The 25765-nt window shown below is 57.0% G+C and carries 24 protein-coding genes; 18 read left to right on the top strand and 6 right to left on the bottom strand.

Translation table 11 applies throughout. The features are described from left to right. Position 1: 1 nt before the first annotated feature. The 4 genes from E0L20_RS07485 to E0L20_RS07470 are packed head-to-tail and all read left to right on the top strand — an operon-like array spanning position 2 to position 4965. Positions 2-1516, top strand: a complete 1515-nt coding sequence (locus E0L20_RS07485) for an ABC transporter substrate-binding protein (protein ID WP_207389437.1) — start codon at positions 2-4, stop codon at positions 1514-1516. Between the two features lie 18 nt (positions 1517-1534). Continuing rightward, positions 1535-2476 (top strand): ABC transporter permease, encoded by a 942-nt coding sequence (locus E0L20_RS07480; protein WP_131633393.1) that lies wholly within the window; start codon positions 1535-1537, stop codon positions 2474-2476. 2 nt (positions 2477-2478) lie between these two features. Continuing rightward, entirely contained in the window at positions 2479-3354 is an 876-nt protein-coding gene (locus tag E0L20_RS07475; protein WP_048957588.1) for an ABC transporter permease, read from the top strand. Between the two features lie 9 nt (positions 3355-3363). Then, a complete protein-coding gene (locus E0L20_RS07470; protein WP_131633423.1) occupies positions 3364-4965 on the top strand; it encodes a gamma-glutamyltransferase family protein in 1602 nt (533 codons plus the stop codon). Between the two features lie 51 nt (positions 4966-5016). On the opposite strand, the gene E0L20_RS07465 is transcribed toward E0L20_RS07470, so the two are convergent. Beyond that, entirely contained in the window at positions 5017-5787 is a 771-nt protein-coding gene (locus tag E0L20_RS07465) for an amidohydrolase (protein ID WP_131633392.1), read from the bottom strand. Positions 5788-5895: 108 nt separating this feature from the next. Next, the gene (fadE, locus tag E0L20_RS07460; RefSeq protein WP_131633391.1) at positions 5896-8340 is read right to left on the bottom strand and encodes an acyl-CoA dehydrogenase FadE; all 2445 of its coding nucleotides are present in this window, start codon (positions 8338-8340) and stop codon (positions 5896-5898) included. A 239-nt stretch (positions 8341-8579) separates the two neighbouring features. Between fadE and lpcA the strand changes: the two genes are divergently transcribed. Together lpcA and E0L20_RS07450 are read left to right on the top strand one after the other, a co-directional pair. Next, the gene (gene lpcA, locus E0L20_RS07455) at positions 8580-9158 is read left to right on the top strand and encodes a D-sedoheptulose 7-phosphate isomerase (RefSeq protein ID WP_010427884.1); all 579 of its coding nucleotides are present in this window, start codon (positions 8580-8582) and stop codon (positions 9156-9158) included. A 48-nt stretch (positions 9159-9206) separates the two neighbouring features. Next, positions 9207-9974, top strand: a complete 768-nt coding sequence (locus E0L20_RS07450; RefSeq protein ID WP_010427885.1) for a class II glutamine amidotransferase — start codon at positions 9207-9209, stop codon at positions 9972-9974. On the opposite strand, the gene dpaA is transcribed toward E0L20_RS07450, so the two are convergent. After that, positions 9945-10685, bottom strand: a complete 741-nt coding sequence (gene dpaA, locus E0L20_RS07445; RefSeq protein WP_131633390.1) for a peptidoglycan meso-diaminopimelic acid protein amidase — start codon at positions 10683-10685, stop codon at positions 9945-9947. The two genes, E0L20_RS07450 and dpaA, sit on opposite strands and share 30 nt — an antisense overlap. A 299-nt stretch (positions 10686-10984) precedes the next feature. Here dpaA and E0L20_RS07440 point away from each other — a divergent pair, with 299 nt between their 5' ends. From E0L20_RS07440 to nqrM, 7 genes are read left to right on the top strand one after another with little or no spacing between them, the layout of a single operon-like run. Then, a complete protein-coding gene (locus E0L20_RS07440) occupies positions 10985-12328 on the top strand; it encodes a Na(+)-translocating NADH-quinone reductase subunit A (RefSeq protein WP_131633389.1) in 1344 nt (447 codons plus the stop codon). A 3-nt stretch (positions 12329-12331) separates the two neighbouring features. Next, a complete protein-coding gene (locus tag E0L20_RS07435; RefSeq protein WP_131633388.1) occupies positions 12332-13567 on the top strand; it encodes an NADH:ubiquinone reductase (Na(+)-transporting) subunit B in 1236 nt (411 codons plus the stop codon). Then, on the top strand, positions 13560-14354 hold the full coding sequence (locus E0L20_RS07430; RefSeq protein ID WP_131633387.1) for a Na(+)-translocating NADH-quinone reductase subunit C: 795 nt from the start codon (positions 13560-13562) through the stop codon (positions 14352-14354). Before E0L20_RS07435 ends, E0L20_RS07430 begins: the two co-directional genes overlap by 8 nt. Next, the gene (locus E0L20_RS07425) at positions 14347-14985 is read left to right on the top strand and encodes an NADH:ubiquinone reductase (Na(+)-transporting) subunit D (protein ID WP_131633386.1); all 639 of its coding nucleotides are present in this window, start codon (positions 14347-14349) and stop codon (positions 14983-14985) included. The genes E0L20_RS07430 and E0L20_RS07425 overlap by 8 nt, the downstream gene beginning before the upstream one ends. 6 nt (positions 14986-14991) lie before the next feature. After that, positions 14992-15588, top strand: coding sequence for an NADH:ubiquinone reductase (Na(+)-transporting) subunit E (gene nqrE, locus E0L20_RS07420; protein WP_131633385.1), 597 nt, complete (start codon positions 14992-14994; stop codon positions 15586-15588). A gap of 10 nt (positions 15589-15598) precedes the next feature. Then, positions 15599-16822: an NADH:ubiquinone reductase (Na(+)-transporting) subunit F gene (nqrF, locus tag E0L20_RS07415; RefSeq protein WP_131633384.1), complete on the top strand. Its 1224-nt coding sequence runs from the start codon at positions 15599-15601 to the stop codon at positions 16820-16822. Beyond that, positions 16822-17037, top strand: a complete 216-nt coding sequence (gene nqrM / locus E0L20_RS07410) for a (Na+)-NQR maturation NqrM (RefSeq protein ID WP_165500693.1) — start codon at positions 16822-16824, stop codon at positions 17035-17037. The genes nqrF and nqrM overlap by 1 nt, the downstream gene beginning before the upstream one ends. A gap of 31 nt (positions 17038-17068) precedes the next feature. Here nqrM and E0L20_RS07405 read toward each other — a convergent pair whose 3' ends face one another. Further along, positions 17069-17932: a glycerophosphodiester phosphodiesterase family protein gene (locus E0L20_RS07405; RefSeq protein ID WP_131633383.1), complete on the bottom strand. Its 864-nt coding sequence runs from the start codon at positions 17930-17932 to the stop codon at positions 17069-17071. 159 nt (positions 17933-18091) lie between these two features. Between E0L20_RS07405 and dinB the strand changes: the two genes are divergently transcribed. Continuing rightward, on the top strand, positions 18092-19150 hold the full coding sequence (gene dinB / locus E0L20_RS07400) for a DNA polymerase IV (protein WP_131633382.1): 1059 nt from the start codon (positions 18092-18094) through the stop codon (positions 19148-19150). 52 nt (positions 19151-19202) lie between these two features. On the opposite strand, the gene pepD is transcribed toward dinB, so the two are convergent. Beyond that, entirely contained in the window at positions 19203-20660 is a 1458-nt protein-coding gene (gene pepD / locus E0L20_RS07395; RefSeq protein WP_131633381.1) for a cytosol nonspecific dipeptidase, read from the bottom strand. A gap of 261 nt (positions 20661-20921) precedes the next feature. Here pepD and gpt point away from each other — a divergent pair, with 261 nt between their 5' ends. The 3 genes from gpt to crl all read left to right on the top strand — a co-directional run bounded on the left by gpt (position 20922) and on the right by crl (position 23188). Then, positions 20922-21380 carry a xanthine phosphoribosyltransferase gene (gpt, locus tag E0L20_RS07390; RefSeq protein ID WP_010427903.1) on the top strand — a complete coding sequence of 153 codons (459 nt, stop codon included), beginning with the start codon at positions 20922-20924 and terminating at the stop codon, positions 21378-21380. A 104-nt stretch (positions 21381-21484) separates the two neighbouring features. Continuing rightward, on the top strand, positions 21485-22729 hold the full coding sequence (gene frsA / locus E0L20_RS07385; protein WP_131633380.1) for an esterase FrsA: 1245 nt from the start codon (positions 21485-21487) through the stop codon (positions 22727-22729). 57 nt (positions 22730-22786) lie between these two features. Next, complete coding sequence (gene crl, locus E0L20_RS07380; protein ID WP_131633379.1) at positions 22787-23188, top strand: sigma factor-binding protein Crl; 402 nt, start codon at positions 22787-22789, stop codon at positions 23186-23188. 111 nt (positions 23189-23299) lie between these two features. Here crl and phoE read toward each other — a convergent pair whose 3' ends face one another. After that, positions 23300-24352 carry a phosphoporin PhoE gene (phoE, locus tag E0L20_RS07375; RefSeq protein WP_131633378.1) on the bottom strand — a complete coding sequence of 351 codons (1053 nt, stop codon included), beginning with the start codon at positions 24350-24352 and terminating at the stop codon, positions 23300-23302. Positions 24353-24657: 305 nt separating this feature from the next. On the opposite strand from phoE, the gene proB reads away from it, so the two are divergent. Beyond that, complete coding sequence (gene proB / locus E0L20_RS07370; protein ID WP_131633377.1) at positions 24658-25761, top strand: glutamate 5-kinase; 1104 nt, start codon at positions 24658-24660, stop codon at positions 25759-25761. Positions 25762-25765 lie beyond the last annotated feature (4 nt).

The following is a 25765-nucleotide window of genomic DNA, read 5'->3' as shown; positions in this document are numbered from 1 at the left end:
AATGACAATGCGTAATTCTCTTTTGACCGTACTGGGAAGTGTTATGTTGCTTGGCGCGGCGCTGCCCGCCCATTCTGAAAGCGTGCTGCGAATCGGTCTGGGCGCAGACCCCGACATGCTCGACCCGCATCTGGCGCGCACCTACTATGGCCGCTTCGTCTTTGCCTCCCTGTGCGACAGGCTGGTGGACGTCGACGAGCACCTGAAGGTCGTGCCGGGTCTGGCTAAATCCTGGGCCTGGAGCGATGACGGCAAAACGCTGACAATGGATCTGCGCGACGGCGTCACCTTCCACGACGGCGAGAAATTCGATGCCGCCGCCGCAAAATATAACCTTGACCGCGCTCTGACCCTAAAAGGCTCCCTGCGTAAAAGCGAGATCTCCTCCGTGGAGTCAGTCGAAGTCACCGGCCCGATGCAGATTGCCCTGCACCTGAAAACGCCCGATGCCGCGCTGCTGATGCAGCTCACCGACCGCGCGGGCGCAATGATGGCCCCCGAGGCGGCGAAAAAGCCAGACTTTGCCGCTCACCCGGTCTGTTCCGGCCCATACAAGTTCGACAGCCGCGTGTCGCAGGACCGTATCGTTCTGACGCGCTTTGACAACTACTGGAACAAAGACGCCTACCACTTTGACAAGATTATCTATCTGCCGATCCCGGATGCCTCCGTGCGCCTCGCGAACCTGCGCGCGGGCGATCTCGATCTGACCGAAGGCATCGCCGCCAGCGACGTTAAAACCGTGGAAGCCGACAGCAAGCTGGCGCTGGCGAAGGTAACCGGCCTGGGCTATCAGGGCATCACCTTCAACATCAACAACGGCAAGGTGCCGGCGAACGATCCGTTCAAAGACGCCCGCGTGCGCGAGGCGTTTTCTCAGGCCATCGACCGCGATGCGTTAAACCAGGTGGTCTTTGAGGGGCTCTACACCCCGGCCAACCAGGCGTTTTCACCGGTCAGCCCGTATCACGTTAACCTGCCGGTGCCGCCGCGTGACGTTGACAAGGCAAAAGCGCTGCTGAAAGCGGCAGGCATCACCGCGCCGCTGACCGTCAACCTGCTGGTGCCGAACAACCCAACCTCGCAGCAGGTGGGTCAGGTATTGCAGGCGATGGTCGCTGAGGCCGGATTTAACCTGAACCTGCAGATGACCGAATTCGCCACGCTGCTGGATCGCCAGCAGAGCGGTGACTACCAGCTGAGCTTCTCCGGCTGGTCGGGCCGCCCGGACCCGGACGGCAGCATCTACGGCTTTATCAACAGCAAAGGCACCCTGAACGACGGCCGCTACAGCAACGCGCAGGTTGATGAATGGCTGACCCAGGCGCGCCAGAGCACCGATCAGGCCGCACGCCAGCCGCTGTACGACAAGGTGGTTAAACAGCTGCAGACCGACATGCCGATTGCCTACCTCTACTTTGAGCCGCGTATTTTTGGCCTGAACAAAAGCGTGCAGGGCTTTAAGCCGTATCCGGACGGCATCGTGCGTCTGGCTGGCCTATCGCTGGCGAAATAAACGTCCTGAGGAGAACCCATGCTGGAACTGATTTGCAAACGTCTGCTGCTGGCCGTCCCGACGCTATTGCTGGTGAGCATGATGGTGTTCGGGCTGCAAAAGCTGCTGCCCGGCGATCCGCTGATCGCCATGGCCGGGGAGGAGCGCGACCCGGCGGTCATTGCCCAGCTGCGCGCGGAGCTGAACCTCGACGCGCCCATCCCGGTGCAGTACTTCAACTGGCTGACGCGGGCGCTGCAGGGCGATCTGGGCGTCTCCTTACGCACCCACGAGCCGGTGACGCAGCTGATTGCCAGCAAGCTGCCGGTCACGCTGGAGCTGTCGCTGCTGGCGATGATTATCGCGCTGGTGTTTGGCATCAGCATGGGGATCCTCGCGGCGGTGAACAAAAACAGCTGGGTCGATCACGGGGCGAACTTCGTGGCGATCTCGGGGATCTCGATCCCGCACTTCTGGCTGGGGATCCTGCTGATTCTGGTCTTTTCGGTGAACCTGCAGTGGCTACCCGCGTCCGGCTACGTGCCGTTCAGTGAAGATCCAATCCAGAACCTGCGCACGCTGCTGCTGCCCGCGTCCGTGCTCGGAACCGGCCTCGCGGCAACGCTGATGCGCCACACCCGCGCCTCGATGATTGCGGTCCTGAAGGCGGATTACATCCGCACCGCGCGGGCGAAAGGGCTGCTGCCAAAAGCGGTGATCCTGAAGCACGCGTTTCGCAACGCGCTGGTGCCGGTCATTACCCTCACCACGCTGCTGTTCGGCGAGCTGCTGGGCGGCGCGGTGCTGACAGAGCAGGTCTTCACCATTCCGGGCTTCGGCAAGATGATCGTCGACTCGGTATTTAACCGTGACTACGCGGTGGTGCAGGGCGTGGTGCTGATCGTGGCGATTGGCTTCCTGATGCTCAACCTGCTGGCCGACGTGCTCTACGTCCTTATCAACCCGAAAATGCGAGGTTAACCATGGCGGAACTGACAACGCAAACCGTTGCCCCCGCGCTGCCGCGTGCGCAAAACCGGGTGCTGAAGAAATTCCTCGCCAACAAAAGCGCGGTGATTGGCGCGGTGGTGGTGGGCTTCTTTGTGCTGGTGGCGCTTCTCGCGCCGTGGATTGCCCCGTTCGACCCGGTTAAGGCCAACTTCCTGGCGGTGCGCAAAGCGCCGTCGGCGATGTACTGGTTCGGCACCGACGAGCTGGGGCGCGACATTTTATCCCGCATTATCTGGGGGGCGCGTACCTCGCTGATGGCGGGCTGTATGTCGGTCGTTATCGCGGTGGTCATCGGCGTGCCGCTGGGGCTGGTGGCGGGCTACTTCCAGAAGATGTGGGACGGGGTGATCTCGCGCTTTATCGAGGCGCTGCTGGCCTGTCCGTTCCTGATCATGGCGATCGCGCTGGGGGCATTTTTGGGCCCGAGCCTGACCAACGCGATGATCGCCATCGGTCTTTCGGCGATGCCGATCTTCGCCCGCCTGACGCGCGGCCAGGTGATCGCCATTCGCAACGAAGAGTACATCGACGGCGCGCGGGCGATTGGCCTGCCGGATCGCTGGATCATCATTAAATACGTCCTGCCAAACGTGATGTCACCGATCCTCGTGCAGGCCACGCTGGCCATTGCCTCGGCGATTATCGCCGAAGCCAGCCTGTCGTTTTTAGGGCTGGGACAGCAGCCGCCCAATCCCTCCTGGGGCTCCATGCTCAACACCGCGAAAGGGTTTCTTGAGCAGGCACCGTGGATGTCCGTGTTCCCCGGCGTGGCGATTTTCCTTGCCGTGCAGGGCTTTAATTTACTTGGCGACGGGCTGCGCGATGCGCTCGATCCGCGCCACGACTAAGGAGTCATGATGACCAAAGCGCTTGATTTTACGTCCGGTTACGATTCACGACGCCCGCCGATGCTGGGCCATAACGCCGTTGCGACGTCGCAGCCGCTGGCGGCGCAGGCGGGCATGAAAATGCTGCAGCTGGGGGGGAATGCCGTGGATGCGGCTATTGCCACCGCGATGGCGCTGACGGTGGTTGAGCCGACCGGCAACGGGATCGGCAGCGACGCTTTTGCCATCGTCTGGGACGGTGAAAAGCTTCACGGCCTGAACGCGTCGGGCCGCTCGCCGGCCAGCTGGCATGCAGATCTCTTTGCCGGTAAAACCGCGGTGCCGGAAATCGGCTGGGACGCGGTGACCGTACCGGGTGCGGTATCCGGCTGGGTGGCGCTGGCGGAACGCTTCGGCACGCTGCCGCTGACCACGCTGGCGCAGCCTGCCATTGACTACGCGCGCAATGGTTTTCCGGTCTCCCCGCTGATTGGCCATCTCTGGCAGCGCGGCTATAACAAGCTGAAAGATCAGCCTGGCTTTAGCGCCTGCTTTGCGCCGGAAGGCCGCGCCCCGCGCGTTGGGGAGATCTTCCGTAACCCGGCGCAGGCGAACTCGCTGGAGCTGATTGCCAAAACCAACGGCGATGCGTTTTACCGCGGCGAGCTGGCGCAAAAAATTGCCGCCTTCGCTAAAGAGCACGGCGCGCACCTGACGGCGGAAGATCTGGCGAACCACCGCGTTGACTGGGTCGATCTGCTGTCGCGCGACTTCGCGGGCGGCTCGGTGCAGGAGCTGCCGCCAAACGGCCAGGGGATCGCCACGCTGATTGCGCTCGGCATTCTGGAGCAGTGCGGCATTGAGAAGCATCACCCGGATTCCGTGCAGTCTCTTCATCTCTCCATCGAGGCGATGAAGCTGGCGCTGGCGGATCTCGACCGCTACGTGGCGGATGAAGAACACATGGAGTTCGCGGCGAAAGAGCTGCTGAGCGACCATTACCTGAAGTCGCGCGCCGCGCTTATCAATCGCGAAAAGGCATCCGATTTTGTCTACGGTTCACCGACGCAGAGCGGCACGGTTTACCTCAGCGCCGCAGATTCCAGCGGAATGATGATCTCCTTTATTCAGTCTAACTTTATGGGTTTCGGTTCAGGCATCGTGGTGCCGGATACGGGGATCAGCCTGCAAAACCGGGGCTGCGGGTTTGTGCTGGCTCCCAATCACCCGAACGCTCTGGCGGGCAGCAAGCGCCCGTTCCACACCATCATTCCGGGCTTTGCGATGGACGGCAACGGGCAGCCGCTGATGTCCTTTGGCGTGATGGGCGGCCCGATGCAGGCGCAGGGGCACATGCAGATGGCGCTGCGCATTATGCTGCACGGGCAAAACCCGCAGGCGGCAATCGACGCCCCGCGCTGGCGCGTGGTGCAGGGCAGGGAGGTGATCGTCGAATCGACGTTCGATCGCAATACGATCGCCGCACTGCGCGAGCGCGGGCATCAGATCGTGGTGGAAGACCCGCTGCAGGATTACAATTTCGGCGGGGCGCAGGTGATTTACCGTATGCCGGAAGGGCACTACGTTGCCGCGACGGAAAGCCGCAAAGACGGGCAGGCGTTGGTGAGTTAATGTTTTATCCTCCCTCTCCCTTTGGGAGAGGGGCGGGGTGAGGGGAAAATTTCACCCAATGCTAAACGGATCCGCATCCTGCCATGCCGGAAACTTCTCCCGGTACTCCTTCAGCGCCGTTAACGACAGCTCGGCATCAATGCGTGTCGCCTGGTGCGGCTCGGCGGTGGCGATAATCTCGCCCTGCGGGTTCACCACCCGGCTGTCGCCGCGGTAGTGATGCCCGTTGCCGTCGGTTCCCACGCGGTTACAGCCCACCACGTACGCCTGGTTCTCAATCGCGCGCGCCACCAGCAGCGCCTGCCAGTGCAGGGAGCGCGGTGCAGGCCAGTTGGCGACATACAGCGCCAGGTCGTAATCGTTGCGGTTGCGCGACCAGACCGGGAAGCGCAGGTCGTAGCAAACCAGCGGCAAAATGCGCCAGCCGCGCCACTCAAACACCACGCGCTCGTGACCCGCTTCATAGTGATGATGCTCATCCGCCATGCGGAACAGGTGGCGTTTATCGTAAAAATGCACTTTCCCTTCCGGCTCCACCAGCAGGAAGCGGTTCACCGGCCCACGCTCCGTTTGCAGGGCGGCGCTCCCGGCAATTAGCGCGTTGGTCTCCTGCGCTTTGGCATGCATCCACGCCACCACTTCCTCCTGCGGCATCGACTGTTTAGCCGCTTCCATGGCGAAGCCGGTCGTGAACATCTCCGGCAGGACAATCACGTCGCGCCCGGTAATCTCTTCCAGTTGACGATCGAAGTGGCGCAGGTTGGCAGGGCCATCCATCCACACTAAAGGTTGCTGCAAAATCGAAATCTTCAAACCAGGCACGATACAGGCTCCTCAAACGACCGCTTTTTGACACTGTAGCACGTCATTACGGGAAAATGTGGCAATAAAAAACCCCGCGCTGGGCGGGGTTTATCAGAGCGAAACGCGTTACGCCGCTTCAGGTTTGCGGTGCTTCTCCGGCAGCTTTACCGGCTGCGTCGCCAGCTCTTCCGGTTCGAAATCATCCACGTTAATGCTGCGCAGACGACTTTCTTCGGCTTTCACCAGCAGAGCGGCTTCATCTTTATTGATAATACCACCGGCCAGCGCCTGTTTTGCCAGTTCGTCCAGACGGGTAAACGGCAGGTTTTTACCCAGCTGCTTGCAGATTTTCTGGTGAATCGGATCGGCAGCCATCACGTCCAGAAGCGCCTCTTCCAGCAGGCCCACCGGGTTGTGCGGCGTTGGCTCAAGATACTGACCGCGGCCGATACGGGAGCGGGTTGCGCTCGGTACCTGCAGGATCTTCGCCACTTTATGATCCAGCTTGTCAGACGGTGCCAGATGGTGACGACCGGTCGGGAAGATCACCGCGCGCAGAGCGCCCGCCACGAAGCGGTTCGGGAAGTTCGCCAGCAGGTCGTCAATCGCCTGCTCCGCCTGATACATCGCATCCTGCACGCCCCAGTGCACCAGCGGCAGATCCGCTTCCTGTCGACCTTCGTCGTCGTAGCGCTTCAGGACCGCCGAGGCCAGGAAGATCTGGCTCAGCACGTCGCCCAGACGGGCAGAGATACGCTCGCGACGCTTCAGGCTGCCGCCCAGCACCGCCATGGAAACGTCAGACAGCAGGGCCAGGTTGGCGCTCAGTCGGTTCAGATGCTGGTAGTAACGTTTGGTCGCATCGCCGGTCGGCGTCGCGCTGGTAAGACCGCGCGTCAGGCCCAGCCAGAAGCTGCGAACCTTGTTGCTGCCCACGTGACCGATATGTTTGAACAGTAGCTTGTCGAAGGCATCCACGTCGTTGTTCTGCGCGGCAGCCATCTCTTCCAGCACGTACGGATGGCAGCGAATCGCGCCCTGACCGAAGATCATCATGCTGCGGGTCAGGATGTTTGCCCCTTCCACGGTGATGGCAATCGGTGCGCCCTGATAGCCGCGCGCCAGGAAGTTGCCTTCGCCGAGCATAATGCCTTTGCCGCCTGCGATATCCATCGCGTCAATGATCGACTGCTGCGCGCGGTGGGTACAGTGGTACTTCACAATCGCCGACAGCACGGCCGGTTTTTCGCCCAGCATGATGCCGTAGGTAATCAGCGACGCAGCGGCGTCCATCACGTAGGCGTTGCCCGCGATACGCGCCAGCGGTTCTTCGATACCTTCCATCTTGCCGATGGATATTTTGAACTGACGGCGGATATGGGCGTACGCGCCAATCCCCATCGCGACCGACTTCAGACCGCCGGTTGAGTTCGACGGCAGGGTAATGCCGCGGCCCACCGACAGACATTCCACCAGCATACGCCAGCCCTGACCGGCCATTTTCGGACCGCCGATGATGTAGTCAATCGGCACAAAGATGTCCTGACCGCGGGTCGGACCGTTCTGGAACGGCACGTTCAGCGGGAAGTGACGACGACCAATTTCGACGCCTGGGGTAGAGGTTGGGATCAGCGCACAGGTAATGCCCAGATCTTCTTCACCGCCCAGCAGTTTTTCCGGGTCAGAGAGCTTAAAGGCCAGACCCAGCACGGTGGCGATAGGCGCCAGGGTGATATAACGCTTGTTCCAGGTCAGGCGCATGCCCAGCACCTGTTCGCCCTGCCATTCGCCCATGCAGACCACGCCGGTATCCGGGATCGCGCCTGCATCGGAGCCTGCTTCCGGGCTGGTCAGCGCGAAGCAAGGGATTTCCTGACCGCGTGCCAGACGCGGCAGGTAGTGATCTTTCTGCTCTTCAGTACCGTAGTGCTGCAGCAGTTCGCCCGGGCCTAAGGAGTTAGGCACGCCAACGGTAATCGCCAGGATCCCGGAGACGCCCGCCAGCTTTTGCAGCACGCGAGCCTGAGCGTAAGCGGAGAATTCGAGGCCGCCGTACTCTTTCTTGATGATCATCGCGAAGAAGCGATGCTCTTTCAGGTAAGCCCACAGCTCTGGCGGCAGATCGGCCATTTCGTGCGTGATGGCGAAGTCGTTCGCCATGCGGCACGCTTCTTCCACCGGACCGTCAATAAAGGCCTGTTCTTCAGCGGTCAGACGCGGCTGCGGATAATTGTGCAGCTTTTTCCAGTCCGGGTTGCCCTGGAACAGGTCGCCTTCCCACCAGGTGGTGCCTGCATCAATCGCTTCTTTCTCGGTGCGCGACATCGGCGGCATCACCTTGCGGAAGCCTCTGAACACCGGTGCGGAAATCATTGCCTTGCGCATCGGGGTCAGGTTAAACGGCAGAAGAATGATGGCAAGAGGGACTAAAAGCCAGATATTCCAAAGGCCTGCGACGCCAAGCGCTGCCGTCCATGCCAGAAGAATCAGGCTGCTCAGAAATAAACTTACGCGGTGATAGAACAGCACACCGAGCAGAATAACGGTTGCGAGAATGCTCAAAATCATCATAAAGAAAAGCTCCCTTGCTTGTAGGAGGTCTGACCACTTGTGATGATATGGTTGTAGTTGATGTGAATTCCTTTAGCAATGTGTTTACAAAATAATTACAACCTGGTTCACATTGTTCGCGTTTTAGCCGGCACAAAAAATCAAAACGCCGGACGATTCGCATGGCTTTAGCTTCTCGCTTTTCCCGCTATCCGGTACACTCCACTGAGTTATTTCATCAATACTGAAGGATTATCCTCATGTACCAGGATCTTATTCGTAACGAACTGAACGAAGCGGCGGAAACGCTGGCTAATTTTCTGAAAGATGATGCCAATATTCACGCTATTCAGCGCGCGGCGGTCCTGCTGGCCGACAGCTTCAAAGCGGGGGGCAAAGTGCTCTCCTGCGGTAACGGCGGTTCCCACTGTGATGCGATGCACTTCGCCGAAGAGCTAACCGGACGCTATCGCGAAAACCGTCCGGGCTACCCGGCGATTGCGATTTCCGACGTGAGCCACATCTCCTGCGTAGGCAACGACTTCGGTTACGACCACATCTTTTCCCGCTACGTTGAGGCGGTAGGCCGTGAAGGTGACGTGCTGCTGGGGATTTCTACCTCCGGTAACTCCGGCAACGTGATCAAGGCGATCGCCGCCGCGCGTGAGAAGGGGATGAAAGTCATCACCCTGACCGGTAAAGATGGCGGTAAGATGGACGGTACGGCGGATGTCGAAATTCGCGTTCCGCACTTCGGTTATGCTGACCGTATTCAGGAAATTCACATCAAAGTGATCCACATCCTGATCCAGCTGATCGAAAAAGAGATGGTTAAGTAAGACTTCGCTGGGGGGCACCGGTGCCCCCCGCTGTTGTGGAGGTGTTTTATGTGCGAACTGCTCGGGATGAGCGCCAATGTGCCAACCGATATCTGCTTTAGCTTCACCGGGCTGGTTCAGCGCGGGGGAGGAACCGGGCCGCATAAAGACGGCTGGGGCATCACCTTCTACGAAGGCAAAGGGTGTCGCACGTTCAAAGATCCACAGCCCAGCTTTAACTCACCGATTGCCAAACTGGTGCAGGACTACCCCATCAAGTCCCGCTCGGTGATCGCCCACATCCGCCAGGCAAACCGTGGCGAAGTGGCGCTGGAGAATACCCATCCGTTTACCCGTGAACTGTGGGGCCGTAACTGGACCTACGCGCACAACGGGCAGCTTACGGGCTATAAGTCACTGGAAACGGGAAACTTCCGCCCGGTCGGCGAAACGGACAGCGAAAAAGCCTTCTGCTGGCTGCTGCACAAGCTGACGGAGCGCTATCCCCGCACGCCGGGCAACATGGCCGCCGTATTCAAATACATCGCGACGCTGGCATCTGAACTGCGTGAAAAAGGCGTGTTTAACATGCTGCTCTCGGACGGCCGCTATGTGATGGCGTTCTGTTCGACGAATCTGTTCTGGATCACCCGGCGTGCGCCGTTTGGCGTTGCGACGCTGCTGGATCAGGATGTGGAAATAGACTTTCAGAAAGAGACCACACCGAACGATGTGGTCACAGTCATTGCAACGCAGCCGCTGACGGGCAACGAAACCTGGCAAAAGATTATGCCAGGCGAGTGGGTGTTATTTTGTCTCGGGGACCGTGTAATTTGACGCCAGCTGCGGGTGGACGACTTCGTGGCTCAGCGGCTTGCTGACCACGTAACGACCATCGACGATAGAGACGACTGGCGGCTTGTGGGTCTGCTCAAAGTAGTCATAGCCCGGCTTCAGCTGTTTCCAGAAATCCGCGTAGTACGAGTACTTGTGACGCGCCATGTTGGCATCGGTCATGCGGAACGGATAGATGCTGACCTGTACGTTAGGCTGGCCGAATACCAGCGCGCCGGTCACAAACTGGAAGATCTCATCAATACCCGAGTCCGTCATCGCGTAACAGCCGACAGACACGCAGGCACCGTGGATCATCAGGTATTTACCTTCATAGCCATGGGCGCGGTCAAAGGCATTCGGAAAGCCGATGTTAATCGCTTTATAGAAGCGGCTGTCAGGTTTTAACTGGCTACGCTGAACGTTGTAAAACCCTTCCGGGCTTTTGAAGTCGCCCTGGCGCTGTTTTGGCCCCAGCCCGCCGGAGTAGTTACATATTTTATAGCTGTCGAGCAGCTGATATGTCTCACCCATTTTCACAAACAGGTCGAGTGTGCGCTCTTCCTTGAAGATTTGAATATAAACCGGCGATCCCATTAACTGTTGCTTATATTCTTTGCTGATCGGCGTGGTGGAGCTGTTGCTGCTGAGCAGCCCGGCAAACGACACACACGGAATCAGAAGCATCGCAATGAACAATGCGATTTTACGCATACTACGAGTTCCTTGATAAAACTATGACCAACTTGCCAGGACGGCAAAAGAGACCCGAAATCAGATAAATCTGGACAGGAGCGCTCACATTAGCACCGATAAAGATTTTCGCAAGAGCCAACCTTTGGGTTTACACATTAGTTTTACTTTATAACCGATCCAAATTGCCTTGACTCCAGGAACTTTGCGTAATGGCTCGCATTTCGGTGTCTGCAACGGCGGTTTCCCTGCCCGGAAAGAGAGTGAAATGGTAAACTTCACCTCCTCTGGATTGTTGTTCATGGAAACTTGCTAACCACATGTTTAAAATCAGAAAAGGACTAGACCTGCCGATCGCTGGCGTGCCTGAACAGCACGTTTCGACGGGCGCAAGCATTTGCCATGTTGCTCTTTTAGGTAGCGATTACGTGGGAATGCGCCCTTCAATGCTGGTACAGGAGGGCGATCGCGTCGTTAAAGGACAGGCGCTCTTCGAGGATAAAAAAAATCCCGGCGTCATGTTTACCGCACCTGCCTGCGGCACCGTAGCGGCAATCAACCGTGGTGAACGCCGCGTTCTTCAATCGGTTGTTATCCGCATTGAAGGCGATGAGCAGCGCGAGTTTGCCAGTTTCGATGTGGCGGATATCGCGACGCTCAGCCGGGATACCGTGCAGGCACAGTTGCTGGACTCCGGCTTGTGGACGGCATTTCGCACGCGTCCCTTTAGCAAGACCCCCGTTCCCGGCGAGTTACCTGCCGCCATCTTCGTTACGGCTATCGACACGAATCCGCTCTGTGTCGATCCTGAGCCTGTCATTCTGGCGCAGCGCGCGGCTTTTGATGCCGGGCTAACGGTGCTAACGCGCCTGACGGCAGGGAAAATACACGTCTGCCAGGCGAGCGGCGGCAAGCTCGGCGGCCATCCTCAGGGGCAAGTTACCTTTAACGCCTTCGCCGGCCCGCATCCGGCGGGGCTGGCTGGCACCCACATTCATTTCCTTGAACCGGTGAGCCTGACGAAACAGGTCTGGCATCTTAATTACCAGGACGTGATTGCCATCGGAAAGCTTTTTACGACCGGCGAATTGTGCACCGAGCGCGTCGTTGCCATTGGCGGACCGCAGGCTGCAAACCCGCGTCTGGTGCGTACGCTGCTGGGGGCGGACATCAATGAACTCCTGGTCGGTGAAACAAAAGAAGGTGAAAACCGCCTGATTTCCGGCTCGGTGCTTGGTGGACGCCAGGCTGTTGGCCCGCAGGCTTACCTGGGGCGCTTCCATCTTCAGGTCAGCGTCGTTCAGGAAGGACGCGAGAAAGAGCTGTTCGGCTGGGTTTTGCCCGGTGCTGAAAAATACTCCGTGACCCGCACCACGCTGGGGCACTTCCTGCGCCATAAGCTCTTTAACTTTTCCACCAGCACCCACGGCGGTGAGCGCGCCATGGTTCCCATTGGCAACTACGAGCGCGTGATGCCGCTGGATATTCTGCCGACCGTCCTGCTGCGCGATCTGCTGGCAGGAGATACCGACGGCGCGCAGGCGCTGGGCTGCCTTGAGCTGGACGAAGAAGATTTGGCGCTCTGTACCTATGTCTGTCCGGGGAAATACGAATACGGACCGGTATTGCGCGAGGTGTTAACCCGCATTGAGCAGGAAGGATAACTGATGGGCTTAAAACACCTCTTTGAAAAAATTGAGCCGCACTTTACCGAAGGCAAACTGAAGAAGTATTACCCGCTCTACGAAGCGACAACGACGATCTTCTACACGCCGGGGCTGGTGACGAAAGGGGCGGCACACGTTCGCGACGCCATCGACCTGAAGCGAATGATGATTCTGGTCTGGTTTGCGGTCTTCCCGGCCATGTTCTGGGGCATGTACAACGTCGGCCTGCAGACCATTCCGGCGCTGCACCATATGTACGATGCGCAGCAGCTGGCGCAGGTGATTCAGTCTGACTGGCACTATCGTCTGGCGCAGTCCCTGGGCGTAAGCTTTAGCGCCGATGCGGGCTGGATAAGCATGATGACGCTGGGTGCGGTCTTCTTCCTTCCGATCTACATCACCGTCTTTATCGTGGGCGGCTTCTGGGAAGTGCTGTTCGCCATCATTCGCAAGCATGAGATCAACGAAGGCTTTTTTGTCACCTCGATTCTGTTTGCGCTGATTGTCCCACCGACGCTGCCGCTCTGGCAGGCGGCGATGGGGATCAGCTTTGGCGTGGTGATTGCTAAAGAGATCTTCGGCGGCACCGGGCGTAACTTCCTCAACCCGGCGCTGGCGGGGCGTGCCTTCCTGTTCTTTGCGTATCCGGCGCAGATCTCCGGTGACCTGGTGTGGACGGCAGCGGACGGCTTCTCAGGCGCAACGCCGCTTTCGCAGTGGGCGGCCCACGGCGGCGAAACGCTGGTGAACAACGCGACGGGCCAGCCCGTTACCTGGTTTGACGCCTTTATCGGCAACATCCCTGGCTCCATCGGGGAAGTTTCTACGCTGATGATCTTGATTGGCGGCGCGATCATTCTGTTTGGGCGCGTGGCCTCCTGGCGCATCGTGGCGGGCGTTATGGTGGGCATGGTGCTCACCGCCACGCTGTTCAACCTCATAGGTTCAGATACCAACCCGATGTTCTCCATGCCCTGGTACTGGCATCTGGTTCTCGGCGGCTTTGCCTTCGGCATGATGTTTATGGCGACTGACCCGGTCTCAGCCTCGTTTACCGATAAAGGTAAATGGAGCTACGGGGTGCTCATTGGCGTGATGTGCGTCCTGATCCGCGTGGTCAACCCGGCGTATCCGGAAGGGATGATGTTGGCCATTTTATTTGCCAACCTGTTTGCGCCGCTGTTCGACTATCTGGTCGTGCGTGCCAACATTAAGCGGAGGAAGGCGCGTGGCTGAAATTAAATCGAACGACAGCATCGGCAAAACGCTGCTGGTGGTGCTGGTGCTTTGCCTGGTCTGTTCTATCGTGGTGGCGGGCTCTGCCGTGGGGTTAAAGCCGCTGCAGCAGGAACAGCGCGCGCTGGATAAACAGCGCAATATCCTCGCCGTCGCCGGGCTGATGCAGGAAGGCATGACGAAGGATGACGTTGCAGACGTGTTTGCCGAACGCATCTCCGCACGGCTGGTGGATTTAAAAACCGGTGAACTGCTGGACAAAGACCCTGCGAAATATAACCAGGCGCAGGCGCTAAAAGATCCGCAGATGAGCACCGTGCTGGATGCATCACAGGATCCTGCGGGGATTAAGCGCCGCAGCAATTTCGCGGAGATCTACCTGGTCCGCGACGAACAGAAGCGCGTGCAGGAGGTGGTTTTGCCCATCTACGGCAACGGGCTATGGTCGATGATGTACGCCTTCGTGGCGCTGGATACCGATGGCCGTACGGTCAAAGGCATTACGTATTATGACCAGGGTGAAACCCCGGGACTGGGTGGCGAAGTGGAAAACCCTAACTGGCGTGCGCAGTTTGTCGGCAAGAAGGTGCTCGACGACAACGGCCAGCCCGCGTTGAGGGTGATGAAAGGGGCCGCGCGTCCGGGCGACGACTACGCCGTAGACGGACTTTCAGGGGCAACGCTCACCTCTAACGGGGTGCAGCACAGTTTTGACTTCTGGATGGGCGAGTTGGGCTTTGGTCCTTTCCTGAAAAACGTACGTGAAAGAGCGCTAAACAATGGCTGATGCGGGTGAACTGAAAGAAGTCAAAAAGGTGCTCATTGGCCCACTGTTAGCCAATAACCCGATAACTCTGCAGGTGCTGGGCGTGTGCTCGGCGCTGGCGGTAACAACCAAGCTGGAAACGGCGGTCGTGATGACGCTGGCGGTAACGCTGGTTACAGCGTTTTCCAGCATGTTTATCTCCATGATCCGCCACCACATCCCGAACAGCGTGAGGATCATCGTGCAGATGGCGATCATCGCCTCGCTGGTGATCGTGGTGGATCAGCTGCTGCGCGCGTTTGCCTACGAAACCTCAAAACAGCTCTCGGTGTTTGTTGGCCTGATCATCACCAACTGTATTGTGATGGGGCGGGCAGAAGCCTATGCCATGAAGATGCCGCCGCTGGCGAGCTTTATGGACGGTATCGGCAACGGCCTCGGTTACGGCGTGATCCTGCTGACGGTAGGCTTCCTGCGCGAGCTGATTGGCAGCGGCAAGCTGTTTGGCATCCCGGTGCTGGATACGGTGCAGAATGGCGGTTGGTATTTGCCAAACGGTCTGTTCCTGCTGGCGCCAAGCGCATTTTTCATTATCGGTTTGCTGATCTGGCTGATTCGTACGTTGAAGCCTGAGCAGCAGGAAAAGGAGTAACCGACAATGGCTCATTACCTGAGTTTATTTGTGCGCGCGGTGTTTGTTGAAAACATGGCGCTCGCGTTCTTCCTGGGCATGTGTACCTTCCTCGCGGTATCCAAAAAGGTGTCGACGGCATTTGGTCTGGGCGTGGCGGTGACGGTCGTGCTCGGGCTTTCCGTGCCTATCAATAACATGGTGTTCAATTACGTTCTGCGGGACGGCGCGCTGGTGGAGGGCGTTGATCTCAGCTTCCTGAACTTCATCACCTTTATTGGTGTGATTGCCGCCCTGGTGCAGATACTTGAGATGATCCTCGACAAGTATTTCCCGTCGCTCTACAACGCGCTGGGGATCTTCCTGCCGCTGATCGCGGTGAACTGCGCCATCTTTGGCGGCGTCTCGTTTATGGTTCAACGCGATTACAACTTCAGTGAATCCGTCGTCTATGGCTTTGGCTCCGGCATCGGCTGGATGCTGGCGATTGTCACCATGGCGGGGATACGCGAAAAAATTAAATACGCCAACGTGCCTGCGGGTCTGCGCGGCTTAGGGATCACCTTTATCACCACCGGGCTGATGGCATTAGGTTTTATGTCCTTCTCCGGTGTGCAGCTATAAGGGCTAACTAATGGAAATCATTCTTGGCGTGGTGATGTTCACGCTGATTGTACTGGTGCTGTCGGGGCTGATCCTGGCCGCGCGCGCAAAGCTGGTGAATTCCGGCGATGTCATTATTGATATCAACGATGAACCGCAAAATCAGATCCGCGCTCCGGCCGGAGACAAGCTGCTTAATACGCTCTCCGGCAGCGGGATATTTGTCTCCTCAGCCTGCGGCGGCGGCGGGTCATGCGGACAGTGCCGCGTAAAAGTAAAAGAGGGTGGCGGTGATATCCTGCCAACCGAGCTGGCGCATATCACGAAGCGCGAGGCAAAAGAGGGATGCCGTCTGGCCTGCCAGGTTGCGGTGCGTCAGAACATGAAGATTGAGCTGCCGGAAGAGATTTTCGGCGTCAAAAAATGGGCGTGCGAGGTTATCTCTAACGATAACAAAGCCACCTTCATTAAAGAGCTCAAGCTGCGCGTTCCTGAAGGGGAGAGCGTTCCGTTCCGTGCGGGCGGGTATATTCAGATTGAGTGTCCTGAGCATACCGTGGCCTACGCGGACTTCGACGTGCCGGATGAATACCGCGCGGACTGGGATAAATTTAATCTTTTCCGTTTTGTCTCAGACGTGAAAGAGCCAACGCTGCGCGCTTACTCAATGGCTAACTACCCGGAAGAGAAGGGCATTATCATGCTCAACGTGCGTATCGCCACGCCGCCGCCTAACGTGCCGGATGCGCCACCGGGCGTGATGTCATCGTATATCTGGTCCCTCAAGCCTGGCGACAAAGTGACGATCTCCGGCCCGTTCGGCGAATTCTTTGCCAAAGATACCGACGCGGAAATGGTCTTTATCGGCGGCGGCGCCGGTATGGCCCCGATGCGATCGCACATTTTTGACCAGCTCAAAAGGCTTGGCAGCAAGCGTAAAATCAGCTTCTGGTACGGCGCGCGCTCGCTGCGCGAAATGTTCTATGACGATGAATTTGAACAGCTGGCGCGTGAGAATCCGAATTTTACCTTCCACGTGGCGCTCTCCGATCCGCAGCCGGAAGATAACTGGACGGGCTATACGGGCTTCATCCACAACGTGCTGTACGAAAACTACCTCAAGCAGCACCCGGCGCCAGAAGACTGCGAATTCTATATGTGTGGACCGCCGATGATGAACGCCGCCGTGATTAAGATGCTTAAAGATCTCGGCGTGGAAGACGAGAACATCATGCTCGATGATTTTGGAGGCTGATGATGCTGACGTTTCTGGCAACCTTTGTGGCGTTTGTGCTGGTGGTGTTCGGCATGTCGTTAGGCTGGATCGTTAAGCGGAAAAGCATTCAGGGCAGCTGCGGCGGTATTTCCTCCATTGGGATGGAAAAGGTCTGCGACTGCCCGGAGCCCTGCGATGCCCGCAGAAAAAAAATGGCACGCGAGCAGCAGCGTCTGCAAAATAGAATTATCTAATAGAAAGGCCGCGTCCTGCGGCCTTTGTTGCTTATTTTGCCCAGCTTTTCGCTTTCGCGGGTGAATCCACCAGTACCCCTTCAGCACCCAACGCCCTGGCTTTCTGATAATCTTCATCAGAGTTCACGCCGATAAAAATCAAATGCGCATTGCCCTGGGAGCGGAAGCAATCAACGGCTTCTTTATCCCAGGTTAAGGTTGCAGGGGAGATGCCTTCACCTAAGGTAAATTTCTCGACCACTTCGACCTTTCTGTTTAACTCCAGTCCGTACCAGTACTCATTCATTTTTTGGGAGGGTGGAAGGCATTCGTGGCTTAACGAAATATTGGCCAGACGCGTGCGCGTTTCGCTGCGGGTAACAAAGCGAGGGATTTCGGCGGGTAATGCTTCCAGGTAACGATCTTCTGTTGAATAGATGCGGACCCGATTCAGACTGTTGGTTTCTTTCAATACGTCAAGCAGCCGCTTACCCATCGTGCTCGGATCGGCATCAGGGGATTTGATATCAATAAAAAATCGCGTATCGGGCCAGGTCGTCAGCACCGATTTCAGCGTAGGTATCGAAGTGTGAAGCAGGTTTTCCGGCAGTCCCTTATCCTTCCACTTGACGCTGGTATCCACCTTAGCCAGCTCCGCAAATGAATATTGCGACACTTTTCCTTGCTGATCGGTTAACGCTTTCAGGTCGCTTGGGCGATACAGCACCGGAACCCCATCCCGGCTTAACTGAACGGTAACCCAAATCACCTGCGCCTGGTTCTCAAGCGCCAGCTTGATTGCCGGAAGAGTATTTTCAGGCGCATCGGCAGTGCCGCCTCGATGCGCAACGATCTCCGGATTGGCTAATGCTGCGCTCGCCAGGAAAAATAATGAAAACGAAATGATTTTCTTCATGAATAAATATTCTCCATTTATTTATTAAGTGTATGTATATAAAGCTTTTATTTTGATTACATGTAACATCTTTTTATGACAAATGTGAGACATGAAAACAGCTGACGCATTTTTCGCCTTTTGTTATACTGTATATAAATACATGTGGTGGTGTGACCGATGCGCAAAATAATCCATGTCGATATGGACTGCTTTTTTGCCGCAGTGGAGATGCGTGACAACCCGGCGCTGCGGGATATTCCCATCGCCATTGGCGGCAGCCGCGTTCAGCGTGGTGTGATCAGCACCGCCAACTATCCCGCGCGCAAATTTGGCGTGCGCAGCGCGATGCCGACGGCGACGGCGCTGAAACTCTGCCCCCATCTCACGCTTTTACCTGGCCGCTTCGAGGCCTACAAAGAAGCCTCCGTGCATATTCGTGAGATTTTCTCTCGTTACACTTCCCTGATTGAACCGCTGTCTCTGGACGAAGCCTATCTTGATGTGACCGACAGCGTGCACTGCCACGGCTCCGCCACGCTGATGGCGCAGGAGATCCGCCAGACGATTTTCAACGAGCTGAATCTGACGGCGTCTGCGGGTGTGGCGCCGGTGAAGTTTCTCGCCAAAATCGCCTCCGATTTAAATAAGCCCAACGGTCAGTACGTCATCACGCCGGAAGAGGTGCCTGCATTCTTAAAAACGCTGCCGCTTGGCAAAATTCCCGGGGTGGGTAAAGTCTCCGCCGCAAAGCTTGAAAGCATGGGGTTACGCACCTGCGAAGACGTGCAGCGAAGCGATCTCGCCATGCTGCTCAAGCGGTTTGGGAAGTTTGGCCGCGTGCTGTGGGAGCGCAGCCAGGGCATTGACGATCGTGACGTTAACAACGAACGGCTGCGGAAGTCCGTTGGGGTTGAGCGAACCCTCATCGAAGACATTCATGACTGGGCGGACTGCGAAACCATTATCACGGAACAGCTTTACCCTGAGCTGGAACGACGCTTAATCAAGGTGAAGCCGGACCTTCTCATTGCCCGTCAGGGTATCAAATTAAAATTCAACGACTTCCAGCAGACCACGCAGGAACACGTCTGGCCGCGTCTGAATAAAGACGATCTTATTGCGACGGCGAAAAAAGCATGGGAAGAAAGACGAGGCGGGCGAGGGGTCAGGCTGGTGGGATTACACGTCACGCTGCTGGATCCGCAGCTAGAGCGACAGCTGGTATTGGGATTGTAAAAAAGCAGGTGAGTTCACCCTCTCCCACAGGGAGAGGGCTGGGGTGAGGGCATTACTTAACCGGGATCGCCTTCAGGAGTTCAGTCAGCAGCGTCCAGTAGTGACCGACGCTTTCGATATGAACCTGCTCATCCGGCGAGTGCGGACCGGTAATGGTTGGCCCGATAGAAACCATGTCCATGTCCGGATACGGCTTCTTGAACAGACCACATTCCAGACCCGCGTGGATAACCTGAATGTTCGGCGTGCTGTTGAACAGACGCTGGTAAGTCTCGCGCACCAGCGCCATGACCGGAGAGGTTGCATCCGGCTGCCAGCCCGGGTAGCTGCCTTTTGCAGACGTTTTCGCGCCCGCCAGCGTGCCCAGAGATTCCAGCATGCTCACCACGTACTCTTTACCGCTGTCGATCAGGGAACGGATCAGGCAGATGATCTCTGCGCTGTCGTCAGCCATGGTGACCACGCCCACGTTCAGCGAGGTTTCGACCACGCCTTTCGCGACGTCAGAGTTGCGGATTACGCCGTTTGGCGTCGCGTTCAGCAGCTGAACAAAGCTGTCGCGAGACTGCGCGGTCAGCGCCGCTTTATCCGTGGAGACGGATTCCAGCACCACGGTCAGGTTTTTCTCTTTCTCAGACAGCTCGTTTTTCAGGATGTCGAGATAAACGCTGGAGAGTTTTTTCAGCTCGTCCGCTTTTGCCGCAGGCACGGCAACGGTGGCGAAGGCTTCACGCGGGATCGCGTTGCGCAGGGTGCCGCCGTTGAAATCCACGAGGCGCAGATCCAGCTCGGCCGCGTGGCCAGCCAGGAAGCGCGCCAGCAGTTTGTTTGCGTTGCCCAGGCCCAGGTGAATATCGCCGCCGGAGTGGCCGCCCTTCAGCCCTTTCAGCGTCAGCTTGAAGGTCTCGAAGCCAGCAGGAATGGCTTCACGGGACAGCGGCAGGGTGGAGATGAAGTCGATCCCGCCCGCGCAGCCCATGTAGATCTCACCTTCTTCTTCGGAGTCGGTGTTGATCAGGATATCCGCCTGCAGCCAGTTCGCCTGCAGACCGAACGCGCCGTCCATGCCCGCTTCTTCGGTCATGGTCAGAAGCACTTCCAGCGGACCGTGCTCCACGCCGTCGTCAGCCAGCACCGCCAGGGCAGAAGCCATGCCGATGCCGTTGTCCGCGCCCAGGGTCGTGCCGCGCGCTTTCACCCACTCGCCGTCGATGTACGGCTGGATAGGATCTTTGGTGAAGTCGTGAACGGTGTCGTTGTTTTTCTGCGGAACCATGTCCAGGTGCGCCTGCAGGACAACCGGTTTGCGGTTTTCCATGCCTGCGGTGGCAGGTTTACGGATCAGAATGTTGCCAACCTGGTCGCGCTCGGCGTGCAGGCCCTTTTCTTTTGCCCAACCCATAATGTGTTCGGCGAGCTGTTCTTCGTGATAGGAAGGGTGCGGAATAGAGCAGATTTTGGCAAAAATATCCCACAGGGGCTGTGGAGATAACTGAGACAGTTCAGACACGATAAGTCTCCTTGTCGAGGCGCTGCAAAACAGTGTTGCAGGTCACAGGGTTAGCAGGTTAATAGTTACCACAAGACAGGCTTGCGAGATGCCTCTGAGAATACCACTTTCTCCGGCGGCGGGTAGCATAAAGCATGTAAAAACTCAGGCTCAGGGCGCTAAACACTGGTTTTTAGTGCGTCAGATCTCTATAATCTCGCGCAACCTATTTCCCCCTCGAACACTTTTTAAGCCGTATATAAACAGGCTGGGACACTTCACATGAGCGAAAAATACGTCGTCACCTGGGACATGTTGCAGATTCACGCACGCAAACTGGCTGCGCGTCTGATGCCTTCCGAACAGTGGAAAGGCATTATTGCCGTTAGCCGTGGCGGTCTGGTACCGGGGGCGTTGCTGGCACGTGAGCTGGGTATTCGTCATGTCGATACCGTATGTATCTCCAGCTATGACCACGACAACCAGCGTGAGCTGACCGTGCTGAAGCGCGCGGAAGGCGACGGTGAAGGCTTCATCGTAATTGATGACCTTGTGGATACCGGCGGCACCGCGGTGGCTATCCGCGAAATGTATCCAAAAGCGCACTTCGTCACGATCTTCGCCAAACCTGCTGGTCGCCCACTGGTTGACGATTACGTGATTGATATCCCGCAGGATACCTGGATTGAACAGCCATGGGATATGGGCGTGGTCTTCGTACCGCCTATTTCAGGCCGCTAATACCAGTACGTAACTTTACACGCCCGGCTATGCCGGGCGTTGTTCTTTTTAGCCTGCAGCGCGTTACAATAGTCTTCATCTGACGTATCCATGGAGGCAACGCAATGACGCAGGCGAATCTCACCGAGACTCTCTTCAAACCCCGTTTCAAGCACCCTGAAACGTCGACGCTGGTGCGTCGGTTTAACCCTGGCATCATGCCTTCCGTGCAGTCAGCGTTAGACGGCAAAAACGTGCCCCACTGGTATCGTATGATTAACCGCCTGATGTGGATCTGGCGCGGAATCGATCCGCGTGAAATCCTCGACGTGCAGGCGCGTATCGTCATGAGCGAATCTGAACGGACCGACAGCGAACTTTACGATACGGTGGTGGGCTATCGCGGCGGCAACTGGATTTACGAATGGTCTAAACAGGCAATGCTCTGGCAGCAAAAGGCGAGCCAGGAAGAAGATGCTGCGATTAGCGGGAAGCACTGGCTGCATGCGGCCAATCTTTACGCCATTGCTGCTTACCCGCATCTGAAAGGGGACGAACTTGCAGAGCAGGCTCAGGCGCTGGCAAATCGTGCCTATGAAGAGGCGGCGCAGCGTCTGCCGGGCCAGATGCGCGAGCTTGAGTTCACGATACCGGGCGGTGCACCCGTCACCGGGTTCCTGCATATGCCTGAAGGCGACGGCCCGTTCCCGACGGTGCTGATGTGCGGTGGGCTGGATTCGCTGCAGATTGACTATTACAGCCTGTATGAGCGCTATTTCGCACCAAAAGGGATCGCGATGCTGACGCTCGACATGCCTTCTATTGGTTTCTCGTCGAAGTGGAAGCTGACTCAGGATTCGAGCCTGCTGCACCAGCATGCGCTAAAAGCGCTGGAAAATATCCCCTGGGTCGACCATACCCGCGTGGCGGCGTTTGGTTTCCGCTTCGGTGCAAACGTCGCGGTGCGTCTGGCTTACCTTGAGTCATCCCGCCTGAAAGCGGTGGCCTGTCTTGGCCCGGTGGTACATGCCCTGCTCAGCGATCCGGCCCGCCAGGGGAGCGTGCCGGAAATGTACCTGGACGTGCTGGCGAGCCGCCTTGGCATGCATGATGCATCAGACGAAGCGCTGCGTATTGAACTTAACCGCTACTCGTTAAAAACCCAGGGGTTGCTGGGGCGCCGGTGCCCGACGCCGATGCTGTCAGGCTTCTGGAAGAACGATCCTTTCAGTCCGGAGGAAGAATCGCGCTTAATCACTTCGTCATCTGCGGATGGCAAACTGCTCGAAGTGCCGTTCAGCCCGGTGTATCAGAATTTTGACAAGGCGTTACGGGAGATTACCCGCTGGATCGCTCAGAGATTGTGTTAATAGTTTGCTAAATTTTGATGGTTTGGTAAAACAGTGGCTTCACAAAAGGAGATCGCAATGACGTTACCGAGTGGACACCCGAAAAGTAGACTGATTAAGAAGTTCATGGCTCTTGGCCCGTATATTCGAGAAGAGCAGTGTGAAGAGAATCGCTTTTTTTTCGACTGCCTGGCTGTTTGCGTCAACGTGAAGCCAGCACCTGAAAAACGTGAGTTTTGGGGCTGGTGGATGGAAATGGAAGCACAGGAAAAACGCTTTACCTATAGCTACCAGTTTGGCCTGTTCAATAAAGACGGGAACTGGCAAGCTGCACCGATCAAAGATCAGGAAGTGATCGACCGCCTGGAGCATACGCTGAAAGAGTACCTCGGCAAGGCAACCGCCTTGCTGGCAACGCTGGATCTGAAGCTGGAACCGGCGGATGACTTTTCCAGCGAAGCGGTTAAGCTGACGGCCTGATGGTCTTCCCCCTCTCCCTGTGGGAGAGGGCCGGGGTGAGGGCACCAGACCGCATTTATCCCCGACAATAAAAAAAACCGGCATCGAGCCGGTTTTTTTATTTCCATACGATTAGAACTGGTACGTCACACCCAGCGCGACGATGTCATCGCTGCTCACGCCCAGCTTATTATCGTCATCGATCTGGTTAATTTTATAATCAACAAACGCAGACATATTTTTGTTGAAATAATAGGTCGCGCCCACGTCGATGTATTTCACGAGATCTTCATCACCGATACCTTCGATATCCTTGCCTTTGGACTGAACGTAGCCCAGGGATGGACGCAGGCCAAAGTCAAACTGATATTGCGCTACCACTTCGAAGTTCTGCGCTTTATTTGCAAAACCACCTGAAATTGGGGTCATATTACGGGTTTCAGAATACATTGCCGCCAGGTAAACATCGTTCGCGTCATATTTCAGACCGGTTGCCCAGGCTTCCGCTTTCTTGCCTTCACCGCGTGCCAGCAGGTTCTGATCGTTGGTGCGGTCAGAGTTGGTGTATGCGCCACTGATAGCGAAATCGCTGCCGCCGAAATCATAGGTCAGAGAAGTACCAAAACCGTCGCCGTTCTGTTTTTTGGCGTCGCGGTTTTCGTTTTTACCCTGATACTGCAGGGTCATGTCCAGACCGTCGATAGCGCCGAAGAAGTCAGTGTTACGGTAGGTCGCCAGGCCGGTGGAACGCTTGGTCATGAAGTTATCGGTCTGCGCGGAAGAGTCGCCGCCGAATTCCGGGAACATATCGGTCCATGCTTCCACGTCATACAGTGCGCCCAGGTTACGACCGTAGTCCAGGGAGCCAAAATCTTTGAGTTTCAGACCCGCAAACGCGAGACGGGTTTTCTGTGAGGAGTCGCTCTCGGCCTTGTTGCCGGAAAACTCCGCTTCCCAACGGCCATAGCCGGTCAGCCGATCGTTAATCTGCGTTTCGCCTTTAAAGCCAAAACGCACGTAAGTCTGGTCACCGTCTTTAGAATCATCATCACTGATGTAGTGCATTGCTTTAACTTTGCCGTACACGTCCAGTTTATTCCCGTTTTTATTATAAACTTCAGCTGCGTGAACATATGCGGAAGCCACCACGCCCATTACCACTAATGCCAGAGTACTCTTTTTCATTTTCAATCCTGAGTGTTATATACGCGCTAAAAATTCGCTGGACGATAAGCTCATGCTTAAGTCCCGTGAAAAAACAGGAAGGGTTTTATCGTTCTGGAATGAAAGTTTTATGACAATCTAAGAATAATTTTAAAAAACTGTGATTTATTATTTCGGTAATAAAAGTGTCAACGTCTGCCGCTACGCTTCCTGATCCCGCGCAACAAAGTGTTTCGCGAACTGTTAAGGCAGTTGGCAACGAGGCTCACACCTGTTAAAACGTCTGATTAACATCATTTTCCCTTATTGTTGAACGGCAGAGAATCATGAGTGATAGCCAGACGCTGGTGGTAAAACTCGGTACCAGTGTGTTAACAGGCGGATCGCGCCGCCTAAATCGCGCCCACATTGTTGAGCTTGTACGCCAGTGCGCTCAGCTGCATGCCGCAGGGCATCGTATCGTTATCGTGACCTCCGGGGCGATTGCCGCCGGGCGTGAACATCTGGGCTACCCCGAACTCCCCGCGACGATCGCCTCCAAGCAGCTGCTGGCCGCCGTGGGACAAAGCCGTCTCATTCAACTCTGGGAACAGCTGTTCTCCATCTATGGCATTCACGTCGGGCAGATGCTGCTGACGCGCGCGGACATGGAAGACAGAGAGCGCTTCCTGAACGCGCGCGATACGCTGCGTGCGCTGCTCGACAACAACATTGTTCCAGTGATTAACGAGAACGATGCCGTCGCCACCGCTGAAATCAAAGTGGGCGACAACGACAATCTCTCCGCGCTGGCGGCCATTCTGGCGGGTGCGGATAAATTACTGCTCCTCACCGACCAGCAGGGGCTGTTCACCGCCGATCCGCGCTCCAACCCTGAAGCGGAACTGATTACCGACGTTCACGGCATCGACGATGCGCTGCGCGCCGTCGCGGGCGACAGCGTGTCTGGCCTCGGCACCGGCGGAATGGGCACTAAGCTGCAGGCCGCCGACGTGGCCTGTCGCGCCGGCATCGACACCATCATTGCGGCGGGCAGCCGCCCGGGCGTGATTGGCGACGTGATGGAAGGCATCTCTGTGGGCACGCGCTTCCACGCCCAGGAATCCCCGCTGGAAAACCGCAAGCGCTGGATTTTCGGTGCGCCTCCGGCAGGCGAGCTCACCGTGGACGAAGGCGCCACCGCCGCAATTCTGGAAAGAGGAAGCTCATTGCTTCCAAAAGGAATTAAAAGCGTGACAGGCAACTTCTCGCGTGGTGAAGTGATTCGTATACGTAACCTCGAAGGCCGGGATATTGCCCACGGCGTGAGCCGCTATAACAGCGACGCGCTGCGCCGCATCGCGGGCCATCACTCGCAGCAAATCGACGCCATTCTGGGCTATGAGTACGGCCCGGTTGCCGTGCATCGCGATGACATGATTATTCGTTAAGGAG

This window comes from Enterobacter wuhouensis, from assembly GCF_004331265.1.
In the GTDB taxonomy this organism is placed as follows: Bacteria; Pseudomonadota; Gammaproteobacteria; order Enterobacterales; family Enterobacteriaceae; genus Enterobacter; species Enterobacter wuhouensis.
Note: the sequence above shows the minus strand (reverse complement) of the source record. Positions and strands in the feature narration are given on the sequence as shown.